Here is a 14,244-nt window from a genome sequence, read left to right as displayed (position 1 = left end):
ACGGCCCGTCAGAAGTGAAGGGCTGTACGGGATCGGCACCTCTGGACGTGAGGTCCTCCACCTAGGTCAGCGCCCTTCGAAGCGAGGACTTCGGCGCTCCACGAAACTCGTCACGCCCTCGGCCGCGTCCGCCGTCGTCATGTTGATCTCCTGTGCGGCCGCCTCGGCGGCGAAGGCGCTGCCGCGGTCGGTGTCGAGGGAGGCGTTGACCAGCTGTTTGGTGAGCGCGAGGGCGCGGGTGGGGCCGGCGGCCAGGCGCGCGGACCACTCGCGTGCCGTCTTCTCCAGGTCGTCCGCCGGTACGACACGGTTGACGAGCCCGAGCCGTCCCGCGTCCGCCGCCGTCAGCGCGTCGCCGAAGAACATCAGCTCCTTGGCGCGCTGCGGACCGATCAGCCGGGGGAGGAGATAGGCGCCGCCGCCGTCGGGGACGAGGCCGCGGCGTACGAACACCTCGATGAACCTGGCCGAATCCGCGGCCAGTACGAGGTCGCAGGCGAAGGCGAGGTGCGCGCCGATGCCGGCTGCCGTGCCGTTCACGGCGGCGATCACCGGCTTCTCGCAGTCGAGTACGGCGCAGATCAGGCGCTGCGCGCCGGAGCGGATCACGCGGGCCACGTCCCCCGCGGTCCGCTCCCCGGCCGGTGGCCCGCCGCGCAGGTCCGCGCCCGCGCAGAAACCGCGGCCCGTCCCCGTGATGACGACGGCTCGTACGGCCGGGTCGGCGGAGGCGTCGCCGAGGAGTCGGATGAGGCGTTCACGCTGGTCAGGGGTGATGGCGTTGAGGGCGTCGGGCCGGTTGAGGGTGATCCGCGAGACGTGATTGTCAGTGGCGTGCAGTACCAATGAATCGACTGGATCGACTGGATCGACTGAATCAACGGATTCCTCGGGGGAGGCTGTCATGGGGGCGCTCCATCTTCTGGGCCATCATCTGGTCCGGCTTCTGGGCCGTCATCTGGTCCGGTTCCCGGTCCGGCCGCTCCGGTTCTCAGCGGCACACCGCCAGCGCGTCCAGTGCCACCGCTCCCTGCCCCCGCGGCAGCACCATGAGCGGATTGATGTCCAGCTCCGCGAGGTCGTCCCCGAGTTCGAGGGCCATCCGCTGCACCCGGATGACGACCTCCACCAGCGCGTCCACATCCACGGGCGGCCCGCCGCGCACCCCGTCCAGCAGGGCCCGTCCGCGCAGCTCGCCGAGCATGGCCCGCGCCTGGTCCTCGCCGAACGGCGGCACGCGCACGGCGACGTCCCGCAGCACCTCGACGAGCACCCCGCCGAGCCCGACGGTCACCGTCGGTCCGAAGAGCTGGTCGTGCGTGACGCCCACGACCAGCTCGACGCCCCGCTCCACCATCTGGCACACCAGCACCCCGTCGAGCGAGATCCCCTCGTAGCGCGCGATGTCGGTCAGCTCGCGGTAGGCGTCCCTGACCTGGCTGGCGGAGGTCAGTCCGATCTTCACCAGGCCGAGTTCGGTCTTGTGGGCGATCTGCGCGCCGGACGCCTTCATGACGACCGGGTAGCCGACCTGCGAGGCCGCCCGCACGGCCGCCGCCGCGCTGGTCACCAACTGCTCGCGCGGCACGCGGATGCCGTAGGCGCGCAGCAGCTGTTTCGCCGCGTGCTCGCTCAGCTGCTGCCCCGGGCGCATCAGGGCCTGGGCCTTGCGGAAGGAGGGCGAGGGGGTGCGCGGCGCCTCGTCGAAGGGCGAGCGGTACGAGGCGGTGAACCGCGCGTGGTCGAGATGGGCGCGGACGGCGGTGATGCAGTTCGCGAAGGTACGGAAGGTGGCGACCCGCGACGAGCCGAGGAGCGTCTCGCGGTACGCGGCCTCGGTGCCGACCGGCGACCCCCACACCACGCACACCAGCTTGTCCGTCGCCTCCGCCGCGTCCACCAGATCCTGCGCGAGCTTGTCGCTCATCGGCGGGAAGGGCCCGGTGATGGGGCAGATCAGCACCCCGACGGCCGGGTCGGCGAGGATCGCGTCGATGATCTTCCGGCCGCGCCAGTCGCCGACCGGGTGCCCGCCGTTGTCGACGGGGTTGGTGACGTTCAGGTACTCCGGTATCCACTCGTGCAGCTCGGCCTGCTTGGCGTCCGACAGCACGGGCAGGCGCAGCCCGGCCTCGCTCGCCAGGTCCGCGAAGTGCGCGCCCGTGCCGCCCGAGATCGCATAGACGACGACCCCGTCGGCCTGCGGTGCGCGGGCCCGCGCCAACAGGGCGGCGGTGTCCTGGAGTTCGTCGAGCCCGTCGACGCGGATCACGCCGTACTGCCGCATCGCCGCGTCCACCACCGCGTCCGCGCCGGTCAGCTTGCCGGTGTGGGAGGCGGCCGTCCGGGCGCCGGTCTCGGTGCGGCCGACCTTGACCGCGACCACCGGCACGCCGCGCCGGGCGGCCCGGTCGGCGGCGAGCAGAAAGGAGCGGCCGTCCTTCAGCCCCTCGATGTAGCAGGCGATGGCGCCCACCTCGGGCCGTTCGGAGAAGTAGGAGATGAAGTCGGCGGTCTCCAGGTCGGCCTCGTTGCCGGTGGGCGCCCAGTGTGAGAGTCGGACGCCCAGCTCCTGCATCGTGAAGACCGGGCGGCCCTGGTGTCCGGATTGGGTGATCAGCGCGATCGCCGGTCCGTCCAGGTCCTCGCGGAACTCCTCGAAGGCGTTGAGGTTGGTGTTCGGGCCGAGCAGCCGCAGCCCGGAGCGTCCCACGGCGGCGGCGAGCCGGGCCTGTGCGGCGGCGCCCGCCTCGCCGGTCTCGGCGAACCCGGAGGCGAAGGCGACGGCGAACTTCACCTTGGCACCGGCGAGTTGCTCGATCACGGGAAGGGGGTCGGCGACCAGCAGCACGGCCAGATCGACCGGTTCGGGCAGGTCCGCGACGGAAGGGGAGCAGGGGATGCCGAAGACGGACTGACGGGTGGGGTGCACCGGGTGCAGCCGGGCGCCGACCCGTTCGGCCCAGGTGAGCAGCTGCCGGGTGATGCCGGTGTTCGGCCGGCCCTCGGTGTCCGAGGCGCCGATCACGGCGACGGACCCGGGGCGGAAGAAGCGGTCGAGGTCGGGCACGCCGGCGTACAGCGGGCGGCCGCTGACATCCAGGTCGTCGGCCTCGGCGGGCCTGCCGTGCACGACCGGAGAGGGTTGCTCGCCGCAGGCGATGACCCGGGCCCGGCGGGAGTCGGTGGTGAGGGTGCCGTGGGTTGATCCAAGCATCGGTCCGCCCGCCTGTGTGACAGCCAATTAACTGACGCAGTGTCAGATTACTGAACTGACGCGGTGTCAGGAACGGGTCTGCACGCAAAGACGTGTGGCGGGCACAGGTTTTGTACCCGCCAGGGGCCGAAGGGGAACGCGTCCGGGGAATCTCAGGCACGGCGGAGCGACGGCGCGGCGGAGCGACGGCGCCGACGGGGACTGCCGGCCTGGCCGCCTCTTGCGAGGCCGTCCTTTGCGGGAGGCCGTCCTTTGCGAGAGGTCGCCCCTCGCGAGGCTGTCCCTTGCAAGGTCGCGCCTTGCGAGGCTGTCCCTTGCGAGGTCGCGCCTTGGAAGGCCGTTCCTTGTGAGGCCGCCCCCCTGTGAGGCCGTCGTCTACGCGGGCGTTCTTGCGGTCGTCCTCGCGAGCGCCTTGGCGACCGCCTTCGCGATCTTCTCCGCGTCGATCGCGAGTTCGCGGAACATGCCGCTGATGGGGTTGGTGAACCCGGTGAAGTACAGGCCGGGGGCCGTGCGTGGGGTGCGGGCGCCGTGGACGGTCGGGCGGCCGCGGCCGTCGAGGACGTCGAGGTGGCCGACGAGGTCCTCCAGGGCGCGGGCGTAACCGGTCGCGGCGATGACGACGTCCGGACCGATGCGGTTGCCGTCGGCGAGGACGACCTTCCCGTCCTCGAACCCGTCGACGGCGGCGACGATCTCGACCCGCCCCTTGCGCACGGCGTCGATGAGCCCGACGTCCTGCACGGGGATCGACCCCTCGCGCACGCGGGAGTACAGACCGGTGTCAGGGCGCGGCAGCCCCTGGGCCGACAGGTCCGGCACGCTGAGCCTGGCCATCGGCCCGGCGAGGAGGTCGACGAGACGCACCGGCAGCCGTCGTACGACGATCCCCGTGAACTGGGCCGCCCAGCCCGCGGTCGACCGGCGCACGATGTGCGGCGCCGTGCGCACCGCGAGCCGCACCCGCGAGGCGCCGCCCTCCACCAGATCGACGGCGATCTCGGCGCCGGTGTTGCCGACGCCGACGACAAGGACGTCACGGCCGGCGTGGGGCGTGGCGTTGCGGTAGTCGCCGGCGTGCAGCAGCTCGCCGGTGTAGGCGTCGCGGCCGGGCCAGTCGGGCAGGTGCGGGGTGTGGTTGTGGCCGGTGGCGACGACGACCGCGCTGCCGGTGAGTTCACGGCCGCCGGTGGCGTGCAGCAGCCAGCCGGTGCCGTCGGGCGCGGGTTCGACGCGCGAGACCTCGACCCCCGTCACGATCTCCAGCTGGTGGTGTTCGACGTACTTCTCCAGGTAGCGCACCACGTTGTCCCGCGACACCCAGCGCCCGAAGGAGCGCGGCATGGGCAGGCCGGGCAGGGCCGACAGGCGCCGGGTGGTGTGCAGGTGCAGCCGGTCGTAGTGGCGGCGCCAGGACGCGCCGACGCGGTCGGACTTCTCCAGTACGACGGCCCGTACGCCCTGGGCGCGCAGTGCGTGCGCCGCGGCGAGGCCGCCCGGTCCGCCGCCGATGACGTAGACGGGGCGGTCCTCGTGGGACGGCACCGCACGGGGCGTCGAAGTAGCAGTCGAGTCGGCCATGAGCGCGAGCGTAATCACGCCCACCGTTGATGGGTCTCGGTCAAGACCGGAATTGGTTGCGGATTGATCACGGCTGTGGGAGGGGTGAGGGGGGCCGGTGGCGCAGGGCCTCTGGTTGTGGGGGATCGGTGACGCGGGCCTCTTGCGTGAGCGCTGCTCGTACGCTGAACTGACGTACCGTCAGAAACCCGGTGGGGAGGGCGAGTGCGTATGGACTCGATCTGGCTCGGCGGCGCGGAGTGGCTGGCCGTGCTGCGTATCGGGCTCGGGCTGTGGTGGCTGGAGAGTTGGCGGCACAAGGACAAGAAGGCGTGGTTCGAGCGCGGGACCGGGATCGCGTGGGCGGCGGACGTCGCGGCCAAGCACCGGTGGAGCGTCGTACGCGGCGGCTTCGACGCGGTGGTCGCGCCCCGGCCGCGCACGATGGCGTACGTCGTCGTGTACGCAGAGCTCGCCCTCGGGCTGGGGCTGATCGTCGGCCTGCTGACGCCGCTCGCGCTGGTCGGCGGCCTGCTGCTCAATCTCTTCTACCTCGTCCTCATGATCCACGACTGGGCGGAGCAGGGGCAGAACTCGATGATGGCGCTGATCTCGGTCGTCGGGCTGTTCGGGATGTCGTGGCAGACGTGGTCGCTGGACAGCGCGTTCGGGCTGTTCCAGTGAGCGGGCGGCGGTTCGACGAGCCGGAGACCGACGCGTTCACCCGCCCGTACTGGGACGCCGCCGCCGAGGGCGTCCTGCTGCTCCGCCGCTGCGCCGGCTGCGGCCGCACCCACCACTACCCTCGCGAGTTCTGCCCGCACTGCTGGAGCGACGACGTCACCTGGGAGCGTGCGAGCGGCCGCGCCACGCTCTACACCTGGTCCGTCGTCCACCGCAACGACCTGCCCCCCTTCGGGGAGCGCACCCCGTACGTCGCCGCTGTCGTCGACCTCGCCGAGGGGCCGCGGATGATGACCGAGGTGGTGGAGTGCGCGGCGGCCGAGCTACGGGTGGGCATGGAACTGGAGGCGGCGTTCCGGCCGGCGGGGGAGGTCACGGTGCCGGTGTTCCGGCCCCGGGGGTGAATCCGCCCCCCCAGGTGCGCGGGAGCACGCGTTCGCGGACGGCCGCGCGGGCGACTTCACGGCCACAGCAGTTCCTTGAGCCAGCCCTCCTCCGTGCGTCGGTAGACGAGCCGTACGTGCCGACGCCTCGCGTCTCCCTGGAAGAACTCCACCTCTTCCGGCCGGAGGCGGTAGAGGGTCCAGGTCGGGGCAGGGGCGTCGGGGTCGCTCTGAGCGCGGTCCCAGGCGCCGTCCGAGGCCCGCCCCAGCTCCTCCATCGAACCGAGCACTTCACTCTGCCTGCCGACGAGCGCGGCGGCCAGCGCCCCCGTGGAGCGGGCGTGCAGATCCGCCTGCCCCTCCTGGGCCGGGGCGACCTCGACCGGGCCCCGCAGCCGGATCTGACGGCCCTGAGTGGGCCAGTAGAAACTCAGAGCCGCGTACGGGCGGGCGGCCAGCTGGCGGCCCTTGCGGCTGGTGGCATGGGTCGCGAAGGCCCAGCCGTCCGCGTCCGCGCCGTGCAGCATCACGATGCGGACGTCGGGCAGGCCGTCCTCGTCCGACGTCGCGAGCGTCATCGTGTGCGGCTCGGTCTGGCCCGCCGCGACCGCCTCCGCGAACCACTCCACGAACAGCGGGAGTGGTTCGGCGGGTGCGGATGCCGGGTCGAAGGAGGGTAGCTCTACGTCCCACACCCGCAGTGACCTGAGCAGCTCGTGAAGATCCGTTCCCATGCCCCGAGTATCACTCGGGGGCCCGGCAAAGCTGCGCCATGAGCCCTCCGTGCAGCAGTTCCGCGTCCACAACTCACCGACCTCCGGTGCGCCGTGCCCCCAGTTCAGCGGGTACGTGTTCCCCTCCGGCGCGGGTGCGCCCACGTACTCGTCACGCGCCGAGCGCGTGAACCGGCGGGCGCCGGGTGGCCAGTCGCGCTCCGCACGGAAGGCCGCAATCTGGTCTTCGTCGGGTCCCAGGGAGGCAGTACGTTGATCTCCAAGCCGGAAGAGGCCAAACGGGCTGCTCGACCTGTTCGGCATGCTGCGTGCTCCGGCGCTTACGCCGTGGGAGTCCGCAGAACTCATCGAACGGAAAGCGGGGCAACTGTGAACGTGACGGAACTTGCTTGGTTCAAGTCCAGCTACAGCACCGACGAAGGTGGCGCCTGCCTCGAAATAGCCACCACCCCCGCCGCCATCCACATCCGCGACTCAAGGCACGTCACCGGCCCCACCCTCGCCGTCACCCCCACCACCTGGACCGCCTTCCTCCGTACCGTCCGTTGAGGCGCTCAGCGGGCGTCGCTCTCAGCGGCGCCCTCCTGCTCCCCCTCGCCGCCTGCGGCCCCCTCGCGGAGGACCCCAAGTCCTGGATCTCCGCCCCCGAGGTCTTCTATCTGCGTCCCGTCGGTGACACATCCGGGCCCAAGGCCAAGATGCCGTTCCATCTGCAGGCCGAGGACGTCAAGGCGACCAGCCGCTACGGCACGCAGGATCACCGGCTGACCGTCGACGTGCGCGGGTCCGAGGGCGTCGTACGGCTGAAGGCGGTCGGCCTGCGCAAGAGCGGGACCCGGTGCGTCAACGACACCGTGCGTGCCGTCTGCGACGTCAGCGGTGCCTACAACAGCTGGTCGGACCTGGACCGCGTCCACCCGGTCGCCGCCGAGGGCAGCAAACCCGGCGACACCGGCATCGTGCGTTTCACCTTCACCACGAAGGGCGGGAAGACGCTCACCACCCGCACCCGGGTCGTGGTCGGCGAACCCGAGGTGAAGGTGCGCACTCTCAAGGTCATCAAGGACGTGCGCCCCGGCGCCGACGTGACCGTACCGGTCGTCGTCCGCAATGACGGCGAGGTGCCGGTGCAGGGGCTCGCCCTCGAACTCGGTTCCGGGGAGCTGGACTTCCGGCAGCGGTACGCCAACTGCCGTTACCCGCCTCAGCGTCACGGCCACACGGCCGTCTGCCGGTTTCCCGGCCTGCGTGTCCCGCCGGGCGGGACCGTCGTCCTGCACCCGGCCCTGCGCCTGCGCGCGTCGACGAAGCGGATGTACGGCTCCTTCAGCCAGGAGGCCTGGCCGCTGGACTCGGGGCCCGGACAGTACACCGTGGTGCCGCCGGGTGGCGACCACGGTGACGGTCCGCCCCTGACCGCCGAGGCCTTGCAGGGCGCCGACGACACCGACGGCACGTTCGCCGAGGGAGACGTCTCCACCGACGTGCGTCTGGACACCCACGCCGACTACGAGGTCTTCGGCGTCGAACTGCGGGGCAGCCCCGGCACGAAGCGCTCGCTGCGGCTCAAGGTCCGCAACAACGGGCCCGGCATCCCCGGCGCCGGTACGAAGCTGCTGTTCACGCCGCCGCCCGGCACCGTGCTGGAAGAACCCATGGAGGCCATCGACGAGGACGCGTACGAGCCGTACTGCGACTCCGACGGCCCCGCGTACAGCTGCCTCGTGGGCCAACTCGACCCCGGCGAGACCCGTGACTTCGAGTTCACCCTGAGCCTCGACGGGCCGGGGCAGGGCAGCGCGGCCCTCCAGGACACCCAGCCGTCCACCGGCCGCCGCGACCCGAACCCGGCCAACGACACCGCTCCTGTCACCGTTCTGCCGTGACCTCCCACATCGCCTCAGGCCCCTACCGCCCCAGCACCACCGTCCCCGACGAGCAGAACCAGCCGCCGGTGCCGGACGCGACCGCCAGGCATGGCAGCTCGCCGTCCGGGCGCCGCGCCTGACGGCCCGCCGCCTCGCCGCGCAGCTGCCGCACCGCCTCCACCAGCAGAAACAGTCCGCGCATCCCGGGGTGCTGGGCCGAAAGGCCGCCCCCGTCCGTGTTCACCGGCAGTTCCCCGCCCCGCACCAGCAGCCGCCCCTTCTCCACGAACGCCCCGCCCTCGCCCTTCTCGCAGAAACCGAGATCCTCCAGGGTCACGAGGGTCATGTAGGTGAAGGCGTCGTAGATCTCGGCCACATCGATCTCCTCCGGCCGAATCCCCGCCCGGCCGAAGGCGAGGCGTCCGCTCACCGCCGCAGGGGAGACGGTGAAGTCCGGCCACTCGGACATCGTCGTGTGCGAGACGTGCTCGCCCGTGCCGAGCACCCACACCGGTGGCGTACGGCAGTCCCGTACGTACTCCTCGGCCGCCAGCAGGACCGCCGCGCCGCCGTCGGAGCGGATGCAGCAGTGCAGCTTGGTGAAGGGGTCGGCGATCATCGGGCCGGACAGGACGTCGTCCACCGTGATCGGGTCGCGGAACATCGCCTCCGGGTTCAGCGCCGCGTTCGCCCGCGCCTGGACGGCCACCGAGGCGAGCTGTTCGAGTGTCGTGCCGTACGCGTGCATGTGGCGGCGCGCGGCCATCGCGTACTTGGCGATGAGCGTGTGGCCGTAGGGGACCTCGAACTGGAGGGGACCCCGGGCGCCGAAGGAGAGGGTCCCGGTACGCCGGCCCGCCCTGATGTCCGCGCGGGCCGTGGAACCGTAGACCAGCAGGACCGCGTTCGCGTGACCCGCCGCGATCGCGTCCGTCGCGTGCGCCGCCATGACCTCCCAGGTGGCGCCGCCGACGGCGGTGGAGTCGACCCAGGTGGGGCGCAGGCCCAGGTACTCGGCCACCTCGACCGGTGGCAGGGTGCCGAGGCCGGCCGACGCGAACCCGTCGACCAGCGAGCGGTCCATCCCCGCGTCCGCCAGCGCGCGCCTGGCGGCCTGGGCGTGCAGGGCGTAGGGCGTCGCGTCGTCCACGCGACCGCAGTCCGAGAGGGAGACACCCACGACGGCGACCTTGCGCTTCCCCGGAGTCATGAATCTGACGGTACATCAGATGTCGAGGCGCGCGGGAGGCCGTCGTGGCTCTGGGCATCCGTACCGCACGGCGCTAATGTGACGCGCCGTCAGATCGGGAGAAAGGGCCTGGCCATGGACGCCCGTTTCACCGCCGAACAGGACGAGATCCGCCGCACGGTGAGGGAGTTGCTGCTCAAACGCTGGGGCCCGGAGGAGGTCCGGGCGGCGGTGGGGGCCGGCGCCGGGTACGACCCCGCACTGTGGTCCGCCCTCGCCGAACAGCTCGGCCTGCCCGGCCTCGCCCTCCCCGAGGCCTACGGCGGTGTCGGGTGCGCCGTCACCGAAGTCGCCCTCGCCTGCGAGGAGTCGGGGCGGGCGCTGGCCCCCTCGCCGCTGCTCGCCACCGCCGTCCTCGCCGCCCCGCTCCTCCTCGCCCTCGGTACCGAGACGCAGCGCGCCGAACTGCTGCCCCGGATCGCGGCGGGCGCGCTGACCGCGGCCCTCGCCGTGCCGGGCACGGCACTCTCCCTCGCCCTCGGGCTCGTCGGCGACAACCGGGGGAACTGGGCCGGTGGCGGACGTGCGGGAGGAGTGCAGGCGCGGCGCGCCGAGGACGGGTGGCGGCTGTACGGGCAGGTGGAGCAGGTGCTGGACGGGCACAGCGCCGGGCTGCTCGTGGTGGCCGCGCACGCCGGGGGGTTCGCCCGCCCGAGGACCCTGCTGTTCCTCGTGCGGGAGGGGGCCGCGGGCCTGGTGCGCGCACGGCAGACCTCCCTGGACGTGAGCCGGCCGCAGGCGCGGGTCCAACTGCGGGACGTGCCAGCCGAGTTGCTCGGCGACGAGCACGTCGATGTGGCCGACGCGCTCATGGCGACGGGCGACGCGGCCGCCGCCGTACTCGCCACGGAGGCCGCGGGAGCCGCCGACCGGGCCCTGGAACGGACCGTCGACCATGTGCGGCAGCGGGAGCAGTTCGGGCGGGCGATCGGCTCCTTCCAGGCGGTGAAGCACCGGCTCGCGGACGTGTACGTGCAGGTGCAGGCGGCGAGGTCGGCCGCGTACTACGCCGCGTGGGCGGCCGGGACCGGCCCCGAGCGGGCCGGACAGGTGGGACAGGTGGGACGGACCGAGCGGACCGAGCGGGTCGGTGGGCTCGCCCTCGCCCAGGCCCTGGAAGCGCTGCGGACCGCCGCGGCCGAGGGCATCCAGCTGCACGGCGGCATCGGGTTCACCTGGGAGCACGAGGCGCATCTGTACTTCAAGCGGGCGACGGGGGACGAGCTGCTGTTCGGCCCGGTGCACCGGCTACGGGCATACGCGGCCGAGCGCTCGGGCATCTTCTCCCTGGCCGGATCCGAGGAGGTGGCCGTCTGATGCCCCCAGGCCTGCGGCTGTTGCACAGGATGTCCTCGTCCCCCGCCTTCGCCAGATACGCGCCGCGCATCATCCCCGCCGTGGACCTCACCGTGCACCGGCTGACCCGGGGGAGGGTGCAGCTCAGCGCGCAGATGCTGCCCGGCCTTGTCCTCACGGTCCGCGGCGCGAGGAGCGGACTGCCGCGTCGTACGCCGCTGGCGTGCATGCCGCAGGAGCCCGACGCCTGGTTCGTGGTCGGCTCCAACTTCGGTCGTCCGGCCCATCCGGCGTGGACGGCGAACCTGCTGGCCCACCCCGAAGAGGCCCGGATCAGCTGGCGCGGGCGAGACATTCCGGTGACGGCACGCCTGCTGGAGGGGGCGGAGCGGGCGGAGGCGTGGAAGCGGCTGCTCACGTTCTGGCCGCCGTACGCGACGTATCAGGCGCGCATCACCCGCGAGATCCGGGTCTTCCGCCTCAGCAGTCGCTGACCCCGCCGCTCTCCCTGGCCTCGCCGATGACGAGATCGGCCCGTGAGACGGTGCTGCGGATGAGGGCACTGGTGTCCTCGTCGACTCCCAGGGTCTTCGCGCGCGCGGCCTCCGGGGTGAAGCCGTAGCTGATGTAGCGGCGGGTGAGCCGCTCGCGCCTCGGCTCCGGGAGGGCGTCCAGGAACCAGGTCTCGTCCAGCAGGCCCTTCACCTGCCGCCAGGGCTCCTGCGCGGACAGCAGGAAGTTGCCGTCGACGATGACCAGCCGGTGGTGCGGCGCGACCTCGATCGACCCGGCCACGGGGTCCTCGAGGTCGCGGTCGAACTCCGGCCACCAGACGGTGCTTTCGGTGTTTTCGGTGTCTCCGGTCTCGGCACGCGTACGGCGCAGGAGGGCGACGAAGCCGTCGGCGTCGAAGGTGTCGATCGTGCCCTTGTCGGCCGCCTGCCCCCGGGCCTCGATGACCTTCTGGGCGAGGTGGAATCCGTCCATGGACACGGTCACGGCCAGTCCCGGCCGCTCTTTCTCCAGCCGCGCCCGCAGCTGCTCGGCGAACGTGGACTTGCCGGCGCCCGGTTCTCCGACGATGCCGAGCAGTGCCCGCCCGGCCCGGGCCAGGTGCAGGGCCCGCTCGGTGAGGGCGTCCATGGACGGAGGCCCGTAGAGCGACGTACGGCGCGGGTCGGCTTCCCCGGTGAGGCGGTTCTTGTCGGTGATCGTCATTCGGGGAGCTCCGACGGGGGGTGGAAGGCGGACGTGTCCTGCCCGCGGCGTGTTGTGCCCGCGGCATGTTCTGCCGGGGCTGCCGCACAATCTAGCCGCCGAGAACGCGTCGGCACAGACCTTGCGCAGAGCGACGGACCGACCACTTTCCGTGCAGCGCAGCGGGCGGCAGTCCATCCGGTGGACTGCCGCCCGTATGACAGGAATTGAGCCGGGTGCTGCTCCGTAGTGCCTCGCCTTCGTGCAACTTCGTGCTGCTTCGTACTACTTCGTCGGCTTCTTGCCCGTGACGCCGAGGTGCACCAACAGGGCGAGGTTCGGCTTGAGTTCGGCCTGCTTGACGCCCCAGCTCTGGAAGCCCTTCTGGTGCGAGGCGACCGCCGCGAGCATCGCGACCAGTGAACCGGCGATCGCCGCCGGGTTCACGTCCTTGTCGATCCTGCCCTTGGACTGGAGTTCGGCGATGGAGTCCGAAAGGGAGTTGTTCACCGAGTTGAGAATCTTCATGCGGATCTTGTAGAAGCGTTTGTCGCCCTCGGCGGCACCCAGATCGACGACCCTGAGGATCGCGTCGTTCTTGCGCCAGAACTCCAGGAATCCGTCGACGAGTTCCTGTGATGTCTGCCAGCCGGCCTTGCCGACCCATGAGCGCCCTTCGAGCAGCTCGGTCAACCCGGCGCCTTCCGCGGCCATTTGCTCGGCGATCTCCAGGACGGCGCCTTCGACGTCCGGGAAGTACTGGTAGAAGGTCGCGGGTGAAGTGCCCGCCTTCCGGGCGACATCAATGACTTTGACGTCCCGGTAGGGCGATGAGCTGAGCATCTCGCTGAGGCAGTCGAGCAGCTTCTGCCGGGTCGCCTGCCCACGCCGACCCGCCACACGGCCGTCGACGGTACGCACTTGTCCTGTCATGACGTCAGCTTACCGAGGGGTGATCGGAGCGCGATTCGGCCGACTGCAAATGGGGAGTACGAGGGTCGCGGGGGCCTCTGAGGAGGGAGTACGTCCACGCGCGCGCAGCGTGGAAGGCCGTTAGTTTGGCGATATGGCCGAAACCCCGCCATCCACCGCGTCCGACCGGAACGGTGCCGCCTTCCCCGAGGGCGTCCCCTGCTGGGTCGACGCCCAGCTGCCCGACGTCGAGGCGGGCAAGCGCTTCTACGGTGAGCTCTTCGGGTGGACCTTCGAGCCGGCGGCCGGGGCGGAACACGGCCCGGCGGACGGCCCGGCACCCGGCTCCTCCGTGTGGGCGTACCTGGACGGCGCCCCCGTCGCCGCACTCGCGCCCAAGGCGGACGGCCGGATGCCCACCGTCTGGACCGTGTACTTCGCGACGCCCGACGCCGCTGCCCTCGTGGGCCGCATCCGCACGGCCGGCGGCCAGGTGATCAACCCGCCGACCCCGCTGGCCCCCTTCGGCACCTTCGCCCTGGCCGCCGACCCGGAGGACGCCGTCTTCGGTCTCTGGCAGGCCGGTGCGCACCCCGGATTCGGCCGCCGTCACGAGCCCGGCTCCTTCGGCTGGACCGAGTTGTACGCCCGCGACACCGCCGCCGCCGACTCCTTCTACGCCGACCTCTTCCACGACGCCCTCTTCGGGCCCGGCGCCCGCCCCGATTTCGGCCGTGCTTCCGTCACCGACGTCTTTCCGGCCGAGATGCCGCCCCACTTCCTCGTCCACTTCGGTGTCCGGGAGGGTGACGACGCCTTGGAGGACGCCATCCGGGCGGTGAACCGGCTCGGCGGGCGCGTACAGGTGCCGTCCTTCGACGCGTCGTACGGACGTGTGGCCGTGGTCACGGACAATCAAGGGGCGTCGTTCGCACTGCTCCAGCGGTGAGACTTCGTGCCGTACCGGTGGAAAAGGGCGGCCCGCGGAGCGGTCGACGTGGTTTTGTCCTGAGACACCCCGATCCGCCCCCGGGTTCGCACCAGGTCGCCCGGCCAGGAAGAATCAGGGTGCGTGCCGCCATGGCGGTGCGGTGGTGAGACGCTGCACGGGGTCGCGTACATACGTGGGTGACGCGGCCCGTAC

The 14,244-nt window shown here is 71.7% G+C and carries 14 protein-coding genes; 7 read left to right on the top strand and 7 right to left on the bottom strand.

Annotated elements, in window-relative coordinates:
* Positions 1 to 66 precede the first annotated feature (66 nt).
* The 3 genes from SAVERM_RS19785 to SAVERM_RS19775 all read right to left on the bottom strand — a co-directional run bounded on the left by SAVERM_RS19785 (position 67) and on the right by SAVERM_RS19775 (position 4,798).
* Positions 67 to 906, bottom strand: coding sequence for an enoyl-CoA hydratase/isomerase family protein (locus SAVERM_RS19785; protein WP_010985260.1), 840 nt, complete (start codon positions 904 to 906; stop codon positions 67 to 69).
* 85 nt (positions 907 to 991) lie between these two features.
* On the bottom strand, positions 992 to 3,217 hold the full coding sequence (locus SAVERM_RS19780) for an acetate--CoA ligase family protein (protein ID WP_037644699.1): 2,226 nt from the start codon (positions 3,215 to 3,217) through the stop codon (positions 992 to 994).
* A 375-nt stretch (positions 3,218 to 3,592) separates the two neighbouring features.
* Positions 3,593 to 4,798 (bottom strand): flavin-containing monooxygenase, encoded by a 1,206-nt coding sequence (locus SAVERM_RS19775; RefSeq protein ID WP_010985258.1) that lies wholly within the window; start codon positions 4,796 to 4,798, stop codon positions 3,593 to 3,595.
* 210 nt (positions 4,799 to 5,008) lie between these two features.
* Between SAVERM_RS19775 and SAVERM_RS19770 the strand changes: the two genes are divergently transcribed.
* On the top strand, positions 5,009 to 5,461 hold the full coding sequence (locus tag SAVERM_RS19770; protein WP_037644700.1) for a DoxX family membrane protein: 453 nt from the start codon (positions 5,009 to 5,011) through the stop codon (positions 5,459 to 5,461).
* Positions 5,458 to 5,865, top strand: coding sequence for a Zn-ribbon domain-containing OB-fold protein (locus SAVERM_RS19765; protein WP_010985256.1), 408 nt, complete (start codon positions 5,458 to 5,460; stop codon positions 5,863 to 5,865). The genes SAVERM_RS19770 and SAVERM_RS19765 overlap by 4 nt, the downstream gene beginning before the upstream one ends.
* Positions 5,866 to 5,921: 56 nt before the next feature.
* Here the strand turns inward: SAVERM_RS19765 and SAVERM_RS19760 are convergent, their stop codons facing one another.
* Positions 5,922 to 6,578 (bottom strand): pyridoxine/pyridoxamine 5'-phosphate oxidase, encoded by a 657-nt coding sequence (locus SAVERM_RS19760; protein ID WP_010985255.1) that lies wholly within the window; start codon positions 6,576 to 6,578, stop codon positions 5,922 to 5,924.
* Between the two features lie 375 nt (positions 6,579 to 6,953).
* Between SAVERM_RS19760 and SAVERM_RS19755 the strand changes: the two genes are divergently transcribed.
* Together SAVERM_RS19755 and SAVERM_RS19750 are read left to right on the top strand one after the other, a co-directional pair.
* The gene (locus SAVERM_RS19755; protein WP_370628363.1) at positions 6,954 to 7,127 is read left to right on the top strand and encodes a DUF397 domain-containing protein; all 174 of its coding nucleotides are present in this window, start codon (positions 6,954 to 6,956) and stop codon (positions 7,125 to 7,127) included.
* Positions 7,124 to 8,464: a COG1361 family protein gene (locus SAVERM_RS19750; RefSeq protein ID WP_237528837.1), complete on the top strand. Its 1,341-nt coding sequence runs from the start codon at positions 7,124 to 7,126 to the stop codon at positions 8,462 to 8,464. Before SAVERM_RS19755 ends, SAVERM_RS19750 begins: the two co-directional genes overlap by 4 nt.
* A 22-nt stretch (positions 8,465 to 8,486) precedes the next feature.
* On the opposite strand, the gene SAVERM_RS19745 is transcribed toward SAVERM_RS19750, so the two are convergent.
* Positions 8,487 to 9,656 (bottom strand): thiolase C-terminal domain-containing protein, encoded by a 1,170-nt coding sequence (locus SAVERM_RS19745; protein ID WP_010985253.1) that lies wholly within the window; start codon positions 9,654 to 9,656, stop codon positions 8,487 to 8,489.
* 114 nt (positions 9,657 to 9,770) lie between these two features.
* Here SAVERM_RS19745 and SAVERM_RS19740 point away from each other — a divergent pair, with 114 nt between their 5' ends.
* Together SAVERM_RS19740 and SAVERM_RS19735 are read left to right on the top strand one after the other, a co-directional pair.
* Complete coding sequence (locus SAVERM_RS19740) at positions 9,771 to 11,012, top strand: acyl-CoA dehydrogenase family protein (RefSeq protein WP_010985252.1); 1,242 nt, start codon at positions 9,771 to 9,773, stop codon at positions 11,010 to 11,012.
* Positions 11,012 to 11,485, top strand: a complete 474-nt coding sequence (locus SAVERM_RS19735) for a nitroreductase family deazaflavin-dependent oxidoreductase (protein WP_010985251.1) — start codon at positions 11,012 to 11,014, stop codon at positions 11,483 to 11,485. Before SAVERM_RS19740 ends, SAVERM_RS19735 begins: the two co-directional genes overlap by 1 nt.
* Here SAVERM_RS19735 and SAVERM_RS19730 read toward each other — a convergent pair.
* Together SAVERM_RS19730 and SAVERM_RS19725 are read right to left on the bottom strand one after the other, a co-directional pair.
* Complete coding sequence (locus SAVERM_RS19730; protein WP_010985250.1) at positions 11,472 to 12,209, bottom strand: nucleoside/nucleotide kinase family protein; 738 nt, start codon at positions 12,207 to 12,209, stop codon at positions 11,472 to 11,474. The genes SAVERM_RS19735 and SAVERM_RS19730 overlap by 14 nt on opposite strands.
* 264 nt (positions 12,210 to 12,473) lie before the next feature.
* The gene (locus tag SAVERM_RS19725; RefSeq protein WP_171033177.1) at positions 12,474 to 13,121 is read right to left on the bottom strand and encodes a TetR family transcriptional regulator; all 648 of its coding nucleotides are present in this window, start codon (positions 13,119 to 13,121) and stop codon (positions 12,474 to 12,476) included.
* A gap of 133 nt (positions 13,122 to 13,254) precedes the next feature.
* Between SAVERM_RS19725 and kbpA the strand changes: the two genes are divergently transcribed.
* Complete coding sequence (gene kbpA / locus SAVERM_RS19720) at positions 13,255 to 14,049, top strand: AfsK-binding protein KbpA (protein WP_010985248.1); 795 nt, start codon at positions 13,255 to 13,257, stop codon at positions 14,047 to 14,049.
* Positions 14,050 to 14,244: the final 195 nt, after the last annotated feature.

It is taken from the genome of Streptomyces avermitilis MA-4680 = NBRC 14893 (genome assembly GCF_000009765.2).
GTDB classification, from domain to species: Bacteria; Actinomycetota; Actinomycetes; order Streptomycetales; family Streptomycetaceae; genus Streptomyces; species Streptomyces avermitilis.
Note: the sequence above shows the minus strand (reverse complement) of the source record. Positions and strands in the feature narration are given on the sequence as shown.

Coding starts and splice junctions, on each gene's coding strand:
- SAVERM_RS19740 (WP_010985252.1), top strand. CDS start 9,771: ATGGACGCCCGTTTCACCGCCGAACAGGACGAGATCCGCCGCACGGTG.
- SAVERM_RS19780 (WP_037644699.1), bottom strand. CDS start 3,217: ATGCTTGGATCAACCCACGGCACCCTCACCACCGACTCCCGCCGGGCC.
- SAVERM_RS19725 (WP_171033177.1), bottom strand. CDS start 13,121: ATGACAGGACAAGTGCGTACCGTCGACGGCCGTGTGGCGGGTCGGCGT.
- kbpA (WP_010985248.1), top strand. CDS start 13,255: ATGGCCGAAACCCCGCCATCCACCGCGTCCGACCGGAACGGTGCCGCC.
- SAVERM_RS19730 (WP_010985250.1), bottom strand. CDS start 12,209: ATGACGATCACCGACAAGAACCGCCTCACCGGGGAAGCCGACCCGCGC.
- SAVERM_RS19735 (WP_010985251.1), top strand. CDS start 11,012: ATGCCCCCAGGCCTGCGGCTGTTGCACAGGATGTCCTCGTCCCCCGCC.
- SAVERM_RS19745 (WP_010985253.1), bottom strand. CDS start 9,656: ATGACTCCGGGGAAGCGCAAGGTCGCCGTCGTGGGTGTCTCCCTCTCG.
- SAVERM_RS19785 (WP_010985260.1), bottom strand. CDS start 906: ATGACAGCCTCCCCCGAGGAATCCGTTGATTCAGTCGATCCAGTCGAT.
- SAVERM_RS19775 (WP_010985258.1), bottom strand. CDS start 4,798: ATGGCCGACTCGACTGCTACTTCGACGCCCCGTGCGGTGCCGTCCCAC.
- SAVERM_RS19770 (WP_037644700.1), top strand. CDS start 5,009: ATGGACTCGATCTGGCTCGGCGGCGCGGAGTGGCTGGCCGTGCTGCGT.
- SAVERM_RS19760 (WP_010985255.1), bottom strand. CDS start 6,578: ATGGGAACGGATCTTCACGAGCTGCTCAGGTCACTGCGGGTGTGGGAC.